The sequence below is a fragment of the Aquibacillus halophilus genome (assembly GCF_009649745.1).
GTDB classification, from domain to species: domain Bacteria; phylum Bacillota; class Bacilli; order Bacillales; family Amphibacillaceae; genus Aquibacillus; species Aquibacillus halophilus.
The window spans coordinates 1-13,256 of record NZ_WJNG01000025.1 but is presented as its reverse complement, the minus strand read 5'-3'; the positions used below and the strand labels follow the sequence as shown (position 1 = coordinate 13,256).

Below are 13,256 nucleotides of genomic sequence, written 5' to 3'. Positions count from 1 at the left end.
CTTTACCTATTGTCTAGTTGGTTTTGGTTTTTCCGTTTTTTCACGAATCTTGTCTTTTTGACTAATTAATTTTGGACGTCTCGTTTGCATCCATAAAGGAGCCCGGATAAGTGCATCTTTTTGCTCTCCAACAGCTAATGGAGCCATTGGTGAAAGATAAGGAATTCCAAAAGAGCGGAGCCCCGTTAGATGAAGAACCATTAATATTAATCCAAGAATGATACCATATAGCCCAAATGTAGCTGCTAAAATCATAAAACCGAAGCGTAACATGCGGACCGAAATTGCCATGTTATAGGTAGGTGATACAAAACTACTAATTGCGGTAAGTGACACAACAATAACCATTGTAGCTGAAACAATCCCAGCCTCGACAGCTGCTTGACCTAACACCAACGCGCCAACAATTGAAATAGCGGAACCAACAGCTCTAGGCAATCGGACTCCAGCTTCACGTAAAATTTCAAATGTTATTTCCATTATTAAGGCTTCAATGAATGCTGGAAAAGGGACTCCTTCTCGTTGGGCAGCAATACTAGTTAATAATGTGGTAGGTATCATTTCCTGGTGAAAAGTAGTTAATGCAATGTATGCAGAAGGTGTCAACAAAGCCAAAAAGAAAGCAAAGAATCGAAGTAACCTAATTAGACTACCAATATCACTTCGTTGGTAGTAATCTTCACTGGACTGAAAGAAATCAATAAATAATGCCGGAACTAATAACACAAAGGGAGTACCATCAACTAAAATAGCCACCCTCCCTTCTAGTAAACCTGCACTAATTGAATCTGGTCTCTCCGAATTATACATAGTAGGAAATGGTGTGTATGCTTCATCCTGGATAAGCTCTTCAATGTAGCCACTTTCAAGAATCGAATCAATATCTATTTTATTTAAGCGTTGCTTAACCTCTAATACAATATCCTCAGTTACTAGACCATTAATATAGGCAATCGCAACATCTGTTTGTGTCTTTTTACCGATCTTTTGAGTCTCAATCCAAAGATTTGGATCCTTAATTCTTCTTCTAATTAGCGCTGTGTTCGTTCTTAATGTTTCTGTAAAGGCATCTTTTGGCCCTCTTACTACTTGTTGGGAGCTAGGCTCTTGTACACCCCTGTCCTCCCACCCTCTTGATCCAACGGCAAACCCTTTAGGAAATCCATTCAACAATACAATTGTATCTCCAGAAAGTAAGTGATGATATAAATCCGGAAAAATATCGATTTCCTTTAGCTCTACTGTCGTAAGTGTAGAATTTTTAATGAAGTTATATAATTCCTGGTCACTATTTATTTTTTTTTCAGACTCAGCTTTTCTTACATCAATCATGAGGGTTTCCAACACATAATTATGAACTAAATCTTTATCAACCAAACCATCCGTATAGATAACAACTGCTTCTATTGAATTAGTTTCACCAATTTTAATTTCTCTAGTTACAATATCGAAGCTATTACCTAACATTTGTTTGACTTCAGATATGTTTTTGCTAATATCTTTATGTAATGATTTGTTATTATCATCTGAGATTTTATCTACTGTTTCTTTATTATCTTTCAACGTATTAAAGATTTTAAATCTACTCATGATCTTCTCCCGTTTCACTAGCTTCTTTTCCCTGTGACCTAGACCACCTTCTGATGAATCCCATTAATCCTCTTGATAGTAGGAATGTTCCCGAAAGAGAAAATAAAGTGTAGCTCCAGTTCCATTTCTTATAGTCAATTAATTTTGTTTTCCTTTCCAATATCACTTCAATAATTGTCATTGGAATACTATAAAGAAACGATTGAATGATCATCCCTACTAATTTCGTATGATAAGTAGTTTGGTTATAAAATACACACATTAATGGAAGTAGTAAATTGTCATATAGTACACTACTTTGGAATGCTTTTGGAAATAAACGAATTGGAAAAACTAACCTTTTATTAGCTACAACTATATTCCCTATAAAATTTGCAATAAGGGTTTCCAAAAGAAAGACGATTAGCCAGTCTTTTCTCGGCTTTTTATTTAATGCAAATAGTAAGAGTAGAAAACCGAGTAATGTTATTCCGTATAAAATTGATTTATCTCTTATTTTGTACACTGCTAAGTCACCTCTGCACCATCTTCATGCTAATTTTTAGCATTTTCAATTGACAAGTTTTTATTCAAGGAGAATTAAAATATGAGGTCTTATATCAATCGATTTAGTTGGGACGATACATAAAATACTTTGCAAAGAAGATAGTAAGGGAAAAAGAACTATCTTCACCTTAAAAAAGATATGTCAAGGAATGATTCGATGCATGTAGGACTAGCTATTTTGACGGTTTTTTCTGTTTGGCGATGGGGGGATTGGAGAAATTGGAGAGAATACCACTCCGTCATGCTTTATATTGCGATTGGAAATTTAACTTATAACTTTTTAACAGCAAGTTATTTTTTATGGCGATTGGATGCTGACTTTCTATCCAATCACACCTTAACCGAAATGTTATACACATTTATTATATTCCCAGGAACAGTACTCCTTTTTGTTGGTAATTATCCTCAGACCAAATTTAGAGTAATTTCCCATTATTCCTATTGGATTTTTATTTATGCAGGATTTGAACTAATCATGACTTTCACTGGGCATATTGAATATCAATACGGATGGAATTTGTATTGGTCAGCTGGCTTTGACTGTATTATGTTCCCTATGTTGATGCTGTTTTACAAGAAACCATTAATCGCCTATTCGTTGTCTCTACCAATAGCTCTTATCCTCTTATGGTACTTTGATGTACCGGTACATTTACCTGTTGAAGAAAGATAAATCCCATTACATAAAAAAAAAACCCTCACACTGCAATCGGTGTGAAGGTTTAATTTATTTTTAAATCTTATATCCCTTGAGTTAACCCATAATATTATATCCAGAATCAACATGGACAATTTCACCGGTAACACCTCGAGAAAGGTTACTTAACATAGTAAGAGTCATATCTCCAACTTCTTCTTGTGTCACATTTTTCTTAAGAGGTGCTTTTTCCTCGATGCCACGTAGCATCTCGTTAAATGAAGGAATCCCTTTAGCTGCAAGTGTGCGGATTGGACCTGCTGAAATAGCATTAACTCTAATATTATATTTGCCCAAGTCCAACGCAAGATACTTCACTGCTGATTCCAAAGCGGCTTTCGCTACTCCCATTACTTTATAACCTTCAAGAGCCCTTTCTGCCCCAAGAGCGCTCATCGTAATAATAGAACCACCATCAGTCATATAAGGTTTAGCTTCCCGTGCAACTGCAATTAACGAGTAGGCACTCGTATCTTGAGCAAATGCATAACCACTTCTGGACGTTTCAACGAAGTCTCCTTTCAAGTCCTCCCCATGTGCAAATGCGATCGAATGTACAACACCATCAACACGTCCAACCTGACTGTTAATTTCAGAAAATGCATCCTTAATACTTTCATCGTTATTAACGTCACATTGAACAATTAATTTTGCATCAAAATTGTTATTTTCTAAAAGCTTGACTAACTTAGTTTGAGAACGTTCTTTTCGATATGTAAAAATTAAGTTTGCCCCAGCCTTATATAATGATCTTGCTACTCCCCATGCTAGGCTCCGTTCGTTTGCAACTCCCATAACTACTATATTCTTGTCTTTTAGCTGAAGTAAATCTTCCATTCTTACCTCCATAATACTTATTTAGTATATTTATTCTTATTTTAACACGTTATTGAAATCTATAAACCCATATCCTATAAGAGGATTCCATTATTAAAACAATAATGCCTAATACACACAGAAAGAGTAGGCAAAAGTGCCTACTCTTTCTATAAGTTGTTACTTATACCATTGAATTTATATCGACAATAACAACGGCACGCAACCTTGACGTCATATTAATTAAAGTTTACGGACGTTTGTAGCTTGTGGCCCACGTTGACCTTCTTCAATGTCAAATTCGACATCTTGGCCTTCATCTAATGACTTGTACCCTTCTCCTTCAATTGCTGAGAAGTGTACAAATACATCATCTCCACCTTCACGTTCGATAAATCCAAAGCCTTTTTCACCATTAAACCATTTTACTTTACCTTGTTCCATAACTTGTTGCCTCCTAGCATACTGCTTAATATTGCAATTAATCTTGCATAGTTATTATTACCACATATATCTTTTTTAAAACATAATTAGTTAATATTTTTTTGTATAAGCCCGACTCTGTTTACTGATAATAACGCTGTACCGATCTTAAATCAGGAGGTTTTTAATATGGATGAAAAGCCATACCAACCAAAAGATACCGGAAAACTTACTAACTTCCACTATGCATCGAAAAAAGACAGAAGAGATGAAGAGGCCCTAACACCAGAAGGAACAAAAGATTTGAATCAATTTAAGAAGAAAAGATAAAAAAAATAGGTCCAGATTTAACAGTTAAATCGGTGTTAATATTTCCATAATACCGATTTAACTGTTTTATACCTTTTTTAAATAATGTCATAGCTTTATTTCTTTCGAATAGCAAATGTGATATAGTTTTATACCTGTGAAAAATGTATTTGTACTAGAAGGAGATTATCCATGAAGTTAAGTTTACCGAGAATTTTAAGTTATGTCATTGGCCTACTTGTATTATCCTTTGGGGTCACATTAACAATCAAATCAGAAATGGGAACAGGGGCATGGGATGCTCTGAACGTAGGATTGTCTAGCATAGCATTTACCGTTGGAACCTGGGTCATTCTTGTTGGAATCATTTTAATCGTCATAAATTCCCTGTTACTAAAAAGAAAACCTGATTTTTATGCCCTAATCACTATTTTCATTGTTGGTTTTGGAGTTGATTTTTGGCTTATTTTATTAAACCAGGTAGATCCACAAAACTTAGGCATGAAATTCTTACTTTTCTTTGCCGGTTTGTTTTTATTATCATTAGGAATCACCATCTATCTCCAGGCGAAATTCGCACCCGTACCAATTGATAATTTGATGATTGCAATTCATACTCGATTCGGTTTCCGAATGAGTGTCGCCAAAACGATAGGTGAGCTGATAGCTTTTACTTTTGCTCTTATATTTAGCGGACCAATCGGAATTGGAACCATTTTGGTAACTGTGCTCATTGGCCCTATTATTCATATACTTCAACCTAGGGTAGAAAAAATATATGCTCGTTATAGTTAAAAATCAATTTAAAAAAACATTAGCTAATGCTAATGTTTTTTTATTTAGTAATAGTAGCAAGAACAGAGGATGAGCCCCTGTTCTTCTTTATTTAGTCTTTCACAGCGAGAAGTCTTAATCCATTAAGTGTCACTAACAATGTTGCACCCATATCAGCAAAAATTGCCATCCAAAGCGTAAGCCACCCTGGGAAAATTAGAAGTAATGCAATCGCTTTGATTACTAAGGAAAAAGTAATGTTTTGCTTAATAATTTTCAGTGCACTTCTACTTAACTTGATTGTAAAAGGTAATTTAGTTAAATCATCTGCCATTAGAGCTACATCTGCAGTTTCAATAGCTGTATCAGTTCCTGCACCACCCATCGCAATTCCAACCGTCGATGCAGCTAATGCAGGAGCATCATTAACTCCATCGCCAACCATCGCAACACTTCCGGTTTTCTGAAGTTTTTTAATTGCTGCTAATTTATCCTGTGGTAGCAGCTCTGAATACACTTTATTCACTCCCACTTGTTTTCCAATTGCTTCTGCCGTCGCGTGATTATCCCCAGTCAACATAATCGTATTTTTTATCCCTAATTTGTTCAATTTTTCAATCACGGCCTTGCTACTCTCTCTTACTTCATCTGCAACCGCAATCAGAGATAATACCTCGTTTTCTGTACCTAGTACCATGACTGTTTTGCCATGACTCTGAAGTTGTTTAATTTTATCATGGATGTCATTTGGCATGCCATTCACTAGCACCTCAGTAAATAAGGAAGGACTGCCAACATAATAGTTCACTTCACTAATTGTTGCTTTGACACCTTTTCCAGTGATAGAAGAAAATTCTTTTACATTGTGTTGTCTATATTGAATATTCTCTTTCTCTGTTTTCCTAATAATTGCAGAGGCTAAAGGATGCTGGGATCCGTATTCAATAGCTGCAACAATTGAGAGCCAATGTTTTTTATCGTCACTGAATGTTACTATGTCAGTAACTTCCGGTTTGCCTTTAGTCAGAGTCCCAGTCTTATCAAAAGCTATTGTGTTTATTGCACCAGTTTGTTCTAAATATACGCCACCCTTAATTAACACACCATTGCGGGCTGCATTTCCAATAGCAGTAACAATGGCAACAGGGGTTGATATCACCAGTGCACATGGACAACCAACAACTAGTACGGCTAGACCCCGATAAATCCACTCTTCCCAAGAACCGCCAAAAGCTAATGGAGGAATGAGTGCGATACCTATGGCTAACAGAATAATAATAGGTGTATAAATCCTAGCAAACCTATCTATGAATGCCTGTGAAGGAGCTCTTTCCGCTTGAGCTTCTTCTACCAAGTGAATGATTTTTGCTATTGTTGTATCCTCAACGGTCTTTGTTACTTCAACCTCTATTAGACCCTCTTCATTGAGTGTTCCAGCAAACACTTCATCCCCAACTAGTTTTTCAACAGGAAGACTTTCCCCCGTAATTGCTGCTTGATTAATCGCTGAACTCCCATTTACAACAGTTCCGTCCATTGCTAGCTTTTGACCTGGTTTTACAATCATGATATCGCCTACTCGAATATTATCCACAGATACAGTTATTTCTTGATTATCTCTTCGAATTAAAGCATCCTTTGGAGCAATATCCATTAATGATCGGATTGATTGTCGTGCTTTATCCATTGAATAGCTTTCAAGCACCTCACTTATTGCAAACAGGATAACAACAGTAGCACCTTCACCCCACTCACCGATTGCCGCAGCTCCTAAGACAGCAATTGTCATTAAGGTATTCATATCAAATTGAAGATGAAAGAGATTTCTTAAGCCTTTTCGAAATAACGTATAACCTCCCACAACAATCGATGCTCCATAAAACCCAACCGAAAAGATACTTTCTCCATAGACGTAATTTAAGATAAATCCCGCAACTATTAATAGCATAGAGACGATTATTTTAATTGTAGACTTCTTTTTGAAAAATGATGTCTGTTCTATTGCTTCCCCCTCTAAAAAAACCTCGTATCCTTCAAAAGATCCTGCTTTTCTCATTTGTTTTAAAGTGACATCACCATAAACGGTAATTTTCCCACTAGTAAAATTAATTTCAGCATCTTTCACACTGTTAATTTTTTTAACCTGCTGCTCAAACTGAGCTGCACAATCCGCTCAATCCATACCCTTAACATGAAATACAGTAGTAACTTCAGACAATGGAAACATCCTCTCTTTTAGGTATTATTGCATTCATAATCGATTGTTTAGTATCTTCATCTTTTAAATAATAAAATACAAGTTTGCCTTCTTTTCGATGCTCTGCCAAACCTACTTTTTTTAAATACCTTAAATGATGTGAAGCAGTTGCGATTGTAGAATTAATAATATTTGCTGCATCACAAACACAAATTTCCTCTTCATTTGTTAGCGCTATAGCTATCTGTAATCTGTTAGGATCTGCTAATGCTTTAAATACGTTAACTGATAACTCTAAGTCCACATCTTTAATAGATGTTCGAACACGCTCCACCTTATCTTCATCATAACAATACACATCACATCGATCTTTCAAAATATTACCTCCCATCAATCAAATCATCGTTTGATTATATTGTATGCAATAAATTAAAAATAGTCAAACGATAGTTTGAATAATAACCAGTTTACTTTTGTTCTTTAAATTGTAACAATATTTTATATTAATTATCCAATTTTTACCTTTGATTGTGATATAATTAACATACTCTCAAGTCGAATTACATTATAGTTATGTTAGTCTTTATAGTTTATTAAATTCAAGATTAAAACGATAACTTGAAAGGGTGAAATATTATGGCAAAAGTATTATATATTACAGCCAATCCATTTGATGAAACCAAATCCTACAGTATGGCTGTTGGGAAAGAATTTATTGACGCTTACAAGGAAGTAAATAAAAATGATGAAGTTATTCATATTGACCTGTACGAGGAACACATTCCACATATCGATGCAGATGTATTTCAGGGTTGGGGGAAACTACAGTCGGGACAAGGATTTGAAGAGCTCTCAAATGAAGAGAAAGCAAAAGTTAGTCGTTTATCGGAGTTAAGTGAGCAGTTTGTAAACGCCGATAAATATGTTTTTGTAACTCCTTTATGGAATCTTTTGTTTCCGCCAATAATGAAAACTTACCTTGACTCCGTAGCTGTAGCAGGAAAAGCTTTTAAACATACTGATCAGGGACCTGTTGGACTTCTAACTGAAAAAAAAGCATTGCACATTCAAGCCAGTGGAGGTATCTATTCGTATGGTCCGGCAGCTGATTTGGAAATGGCTCACCGTTATTTAAAAGTACTAATGAATTTCTTCGGAGTACCCTCTTTTGAAGGCTTATTTGTCGAAGGACATGATGCTACGCCCGAAAAAGCAGAAGAAATCAAAAGTAATGCAATTGCACGAGCCAAGGAATTCGCTTCTAAGTTTTAATCTGGTATTGATAGCAGGCGAAAGTCTGCTATCTTTTTTGAGGATTTTACATAGTTAGTTCTTTCAAACGAAATTAGGTGTAATCACACTAGGCAAACGTAAGGCATAGATTACAACGATACTAATTTCGAGAGGGGTAAAAAAATGCACCAAGGAAAGAAAATAAATGTTGGAAGTTATGAAATGAATGTTCGCTTTTTTAATGACTCAAATTGTAGTGAGGTTGTTGTATTAATACATGGAATCCCCACCAATTCCCATTTATGGGATCGAGTTATCCCCTACCTCAAACAAAATTACGCTGTTCTAGCTGTTGAATTAATTGGATATGGTAATTCAGATCGAGGTCCATATTATGATTTAACCCTTCCTAAGCAAGCAAACTATATTCTTAATGCGTTGGATCAACTAAACATCCCTACTGCACATTTTGTGGGACATGATCTTGGTGGAGGTATCGTCCAAATCTTAGCCGTAACACATCCTAATAGAGTAAAAAGTATTGCGGTGATCGATGGTGTATGCTTCTCAAATTGGCCTCTTCCCAAAGTGGTCTCCATCCGGTATCCGGTAGCTGAAGAATTTGTTCCATCACCCTTGTTTATAGAACGAATGCTACGAGAAGGAGTCTTCTATCCTTCTCTATTAACACCAGAATTAATTTATCAGTTTACTGAGCCCTTTAATACTCCAACAGGACCAGAAGAGCTACGTCAAGCCTCGTTGGCTTTAGATCATCGCCAAACTGAAGACTTGGTTCCATATTTACCTACCATTAAATGTCCCGCAACTTTTCTCTGGGGCCAGCATGACAGATACCTTGTACCATATTGGGGGAAACTACTACATCAATCCGTACCAAATTCATCCTTTAAAATAATTCCTAATGCGAGTCACTATTCAATGATTGATCAACCTAGTATTGTAGCAAAGGAATTATTAGAACATCTATCTATGGTCAGATAGGGACCTTCCAGTAATAATTTTTATCCACAAAAAGAAGTAGGCTTATCGCCTGCTTCCTCTACAAATACTTCTTCATTACTTTATTCCCTTCATAACTGAACAGAACGTTTTTATCCTCACAACAGTCTCCATATGAAAGAATCCTCATTGTATATGTATTCTGTGAATATCAGGGAATCCCCTGATTGTAAAAGATTACCATAAATGCTACTATCATTGGGAAGATTCCAGGTTATAAAAGGGTGGGTTATTTACAAGAGTTACAATAAAGTAATTAAGGGATGGGGTAGTTCGAGTTAATGAGAGGTCAAGTTTATCAAAATCTATCCACAACAGAATTAGCTGGTTTATATATAATGTTAAAGAAACAAATTGCACAAAAATTTCTTTCTGAAGCGATGTATTTTGAATTAGGTTTGATTGAAGATGCAGCAAGAGAAAAGGGAGTCAATCTAAAAAATAGGAACGCCTCCTACATTATCTACTAAAATAATCATTTTAAGGGTACCAACATATTGATATTCACCCTATATATATAAATAATAAGACCATCAAATCAATGTAGTTTGACGGTCTATTTGTATTACACTTAAAATATTCACACCAGGAAACAGAACTCGTTAAGTTGTCGTCTACTTCCTTACAAATACTTCTTCATTACTTTATTCCCTTCATAACTGAACAGGACGTTTTTATCCTCCACAACAGTCTCCATATGAACCGTTCGACCCCATAACTGATGGATATATGGTAATGTTTTTTCTAAATAAGTTAGATCTAACTCCACATCTTCGTATTGGTGTTTCAGATATAATTCTCCGTTATGATAGAAGTCGCCATTTTCGACAGTGATATATGGGAATCCTCCGTTTAGTCGCATTGAAATCAGTTGATCCCGAACGTTTTCCCAGCTTTTATCGGTAATCTTGTATTCATTACCTTGTTTTTCAAACAAATATAAATCTTCGCGATCGACAAACTCCTTCGTCAAATAGTTTCGGACAAATGATATATCGGATTCGATTTCACGTACCTCAAACATTTTTTCTCGACCTTTACCAGGCTCTGCTCCCCAACGTCTCATTTCCTCCGTTGGATTGTCAAAACGTTCTTCTATATCTTCAAACATTTTCAAACCAAGGTAATAGGGATTTATTTGTGTCTTGGAAGGTTGAACAACTCCTGCATTTAGCGAAGCAAATTCAATTGCTTCATTGGTTGTCAGGTCCATTTCTCTAAGAATTCTTTGATGCCAATAGGAAGCCCAGCCTTCGTTCATAATTTTAGTTTCCAATTGTGGCCAAAAATATAACATCTCTGCTCGCATCATCGTTAAAATATCTCTTTGCCAATCCTCTAAATTTTGAGAATACTCTTCAATGAACAATAACAAATCTTTTTCTGATCTAGGTGGGAATGGCTTTTTCTTGTTTCTTGGTGCAGAATTCTTTTTGGTTTTATCATCATCTAATTTCCACAGATCATCATATTGGCTGGTTTTAACTGGAGCTTCTTCTTCAAATTCCTCTATCTCCCAATCAAGCTTGGGTTTAACCAAGGTAGGATCAATATGCTCTTGAATAGCCAGAATAGCATTTAGAAATGATTCAACCTCTTCAATTCCATAGATCTTTTCGTATGCCGCAATCCGCTCTGCTGTTGCAGACATACTCTCCACCATATCTACTTTTGTATTTTGAAAACGGGCATTATTTTTAAAGAAATCACAATGAGCTAACACATGTGCAACAATCAATTTGTTCTGAATTAAACTATTTGAATTTAATAAAAAAGCATAACAAGGATTAGAATTAATGACCAGTTCATAAATCTTACTTAGACCCAAATCGTACTGTAGCTTCATCTTATGAAACTGTTTACCAAAGCTCCAATGTGAGAATCTTGTTGGCATACCATAGGCACCAAATGTATAGATAATTTCAGGAGGACAAACTTCATATCGCATTGGATAAAAGTCTAACCCAAAGCCCTTTGCGATTTCCGTTATTTCTTCAATTGCTCTTTCCAATTGTTTTTGATCTGATTGTTTCAAAAACGATCTCCCCTTTTGATGTATTACCTATACTATATGAATCAAGCATTGAAAAGATGTTATGGACAGTTGTCCTTGATGCTATTTGAGAGCTAGGAACATAATCATTTTACCTACAAGGGTATAAAAAATAACAAAATAAAAAGGCCTCTACAGCCCTTTTACCTTGTTATCTACTTTTAACTAATAGATTTACCGCTTCATTTACAAATTCCTCGGTATCTTCCCCATTTTTATCAGCTTGACGGACGCATTCTACAAGATTAGAACTCACGACCACACCCATTGTGCGATCAATTGCAGTCCTAGCTGCTGACATTTGGGTAATCACATCTCTACAATCACTATTTTCTTCCATCATTTTTAAAATGCCTCTTAATTGACCTTCAATTCGTTTTACTCTGTTTTTCATTTGATCAGTGTACTCCATAACCTTTATCTCCTTTACCAAATTGTTGTTTTAGTCGCTACAATTACAATTCGTTAATGAATATCCGATTACTTTAAATCCTTTATTACGCAGGAAACGAATCCCTAAGTTTTTTTCTATACGGTCTGAGGCAATGACATGAACTTCATTAACAGGTATATCGCGGTAGTACCTTTTTAGGTATGCAACTGGCATCACAACAGATCCTTGTATCTCCTGTTTTGCTGACGAATTATAATCTCTTATATCTAATTTTAAATTTGACTGTTCCATCTGGTTACTTTTTATATCTACACAAGGAATTCCCTTTATAGGAACATACCTTAAATATATCAAATACAACGCTATACTAGTAAGAAAAGCAATGATTATTATAATCATGTTTTCTCCTCCTGACTTCTCTATGTGAATAATTTATATATTATATCCTAAACGGTATTAGTGTTACTGAAGTCGTATTTGATCTTTACTAACTCCCTTTTACAATCTAACACTTTTTAGTTTAATAATCTAACTAATTGTTTTTCATGAACCAATCCACTGAAGTTTTCGGACCCTTAAAATTATCCTGTACATCATATTAAGTTAAATTTAGGTGGAAGTAAAGGTCCTTTTATAAGTTTAAAATTTGCTCTTTCCGCATAGTTGATATAAATTGCGACGTAACTTTGTGTGACTGTACCCCATCCTTTATAGGATGAGTGATCATCCATCGCTTCGGAAAAACACTCCCTTTCCATGGGGAACGCTTCAGCCTCCTCACGAGAAAAATCGCTCGTTGCGGGGTCTTCAGACTGTTCCTTTCCCATAGGAGTGTCGCATTTTTCCGAAGCTTAGAATAGCTTTCTGTTCAAGTAAGTTGAACCTCAAAAAATTTTAATTCATTAATATCACTATTCATTTTTGAAAGTTTCATCTCGCAAAGATTTGTATTTTTATAGATCTTCGTGTATTTCTTACATAAGTATTTTGTTGTATTTGCTCCTACACTTATATGGTGGTTGATTGGAGTGGAGGGCAGTCGACTCCTCGAAAATACAAACCAATTTTCTTTGTATGAAAATCTTCACGTGAAAAGGCAATAAGAAATTAGACCCTACAATAATTATCTTTTTTGAAGAGCCAACATATCCTTAACTGATATTTGTTTTAGATTATGCTACTTCCGGATCAGTACTTGTTA

General features: G+C 35.4%; 15 protein-coding genes. 6 read left to right on the top strand and 9 right to left on the bottom strand.

The window, feature by feature from the left end:
- Positions 1-6: 6 nt before the first annotated feature.
- Positions 7-1,590, bottom strand: coding sequence for a spore germination protein (locus GH741_RS20805; protein WP_153738680.1), 1,584 nt, complete (start codon positions 1,588-1,590; stop codon positions 7-9).
- On the bottom strand, positions 1,583-2,095 hold the full coding sequence (locus GH741_RS20800) for a CBO0543 family protein (protein ID WP_153738679.1): 513 nt from the start codon (positions 2,093-2,095) through the stop codon (positions 1,583-1,585). Before GH741_RS20800 ends, GH741_RS20805 begins: the two co-directional genes overlap by 8 nt.
- 180 nt (positions 2,096-2,275) lie before the next feature.
- Between GH741_RS20800 and GH741_RS20795 the strand changes: the two genes are divergently transcribed.
- Positions 2,276-2,809 (top strand): CBO0543 family protein, encoded by a 534-nt coding sequence (locus GH741_RS20795; RefSeq protein WP_240795585.1) that lies wholly within the window; start codon positions 2,276-2,278, stop codon positions 2,807-2,809.
- A gap of 81 nt (positions 2,810-2,890) precedes the next feature.
- On the opposite strand, the gene fabI is transcribed toward GH741_RS20795, so the two are convergent.
- Entirely contained in the window at positions 2,891-3,670 is a 780-nt protein-coding gene (fabI, locus tag GH741_RS20790; RefSeq protein ID WP_153738678.1) for an enoyl-ACP reductase FabI, read from the bottom strand.
- A gap of 222 nt (positions 3,671-3,892) precedes the next feature.
- The gene (locus GH741_RS20785; protein ID WP_153738677.1) at positions 3,893-4,093 is read right to left on the bottom strand and encodes a cold-shock protein; all 201 of its coding nucleotides are present in this window, start codon (positions 4,091-4,093) and stop codon (positions 3,893-3,895) included.
- A gap of 168 nt (positions 4,094-4,261) precedes the next feature.
- On the opposite strand from GH741_RS20785, the gene GH741_RS20780 reads away from it, so the two are divergent.
- The gene (locus tag GH741_RS20780; RefSeq protein ID WP_153738676.1) at positions 4,262-4,402 is read left to right on the top strand and encodes a hypothetical protein; all 141 of its coding nucleotides are present in this window, start codon (positions 4,262-4,264) and stop codon (positions 4,400-4,402) included.
- Positions 4,403-4,573: 171 nt separating this feature from the next.
- Entirely contained in the window at positions 4,574-5,176 is a 603-nt protein-coding gene (locus tag GH741_RS20775; protein ID WP_153738675.1) for a YczE/YyaS/YitT family protein, read from the top strand.
- A gap of 91 nt (positions 5,177-5,267) precedes the next feature.
- Here the strand turns inward: GH741_RS20775 and GH741_RS20770 are convergent, their stop codons facing one another.
- The gene (locus GH741_RS20770) at positions 5,268-7,382 is read right to left on the bottom strand and encodes a heavy metal translocating P-type ATPase (RefSeq protein WP_153738674.1); all 2,115 of its coding nucleotides are present in this window, start codon (positions 7,380-7,382) and stop codon (positions 5,268-5,270) included.
- A complete protein-coding gene (locus GH741_RS20765) occupies positions 7,366-7,728 on the bottom strand; it encodes an ArsR/SmtB family transcription factor (RefSeq protein ID WP_240795584.1) in 363 nt (120 codons plus the stop codon). Before GH741_RS20765 ends, GH741_RS20770 begins: the two co-directional genes overlap by 17 nt.
- A 260-nt stretch (positions 7,729-7,988) precedes the next feature.
- On the opposite strand from GH741_RS20765, the gene GH741_RS20760 reads away from it, so the two are divergent.
- The 3 genes from GH741_RS20760 to GH741_RS20750 all read left to right on the top strand — a co-directional run bounded on the left by GH741_RS20760 (position 7,989) and on the right by GH741_RS20750 (position 10,078).
- On the top strand, positions 7,989-8,624 hold the full coding sequence (locus GH741_RS20760) for an FMN-dependent NADH-azoreductase (RefSeq protein ID WP_153738672.1): 636 nt from the start codon (positions 7,989-7,991) through the stop codon (positions 8,622-8,624).
- A 144-nt stretch (positions 8,625-8,768) separates the two neighbouring features.
- Positions 8,769-9,590 (top strand): alpha/beta fold hydrolase, encoded by an 822-nt coding sequence (locus tag GH741_RS20755; RefSeq protein WP_153738671.1) that lies wholly within the window; start codon positions 8,769-8,771, stop codon positions 9,588-9,590.
- A 299-nt stretch (positions 9,591-9,889) separates the two neighbouring features.
- The gene (locus GH741_RS20750) at positions 9,890-10,078 is read left to right on the top strand and encodes a hypothetical protein (protein ID WP_153738670.1); all 189 of its coding nucleotides are present in this window, start codon (positions 9,890-9,892) and stop codon (positions 10,076-10,078) included.
- Between the two features lie 152 nt (positions 10,079-10,230).
- Here the strand turns inward: GH741_RS20750 and GH741_RS20745 are convergent, their stop codons facing one another.
- From GH741_RS20745 to GH741_RS20735, 3 genes are all read right to left on the bottom strand, one after another.
- Positions 10,231-11,643, bottom strand: coding sequence for a SpoVR family protein (locus tag GH741_RS20745; RefSeq protein WP_153738669.1), 1,413 nt, complete (start codon positions 11,641-11,643; stop codon positions 10,231-10,233).
- A 169-nt stretch (positions 11,644-11,812) separates the two neighbouring features.
- Entirely contained in the window at positions 11,813-12,073 is a 261-nt protein-coding gene (locus GH741_RS20740; protein ID WP_153738668.1) for a metal-sensitive transcriptional regulator, read from the bottom strand.
- A 30-nt stretch (positions 12,074-12,103) separates the two neighbouring features.
- A complete protein-coding gene (locus GH741_RS20735; protein ID WP_153738667.1) occupies positions 12,104-12,454 on the bottom strand; it encodes a sulfurtransferase in 351 nt (116 codons plus the stop codon).
- Positions 12,455-13,256: the final 802 nt, after the last annotated feature.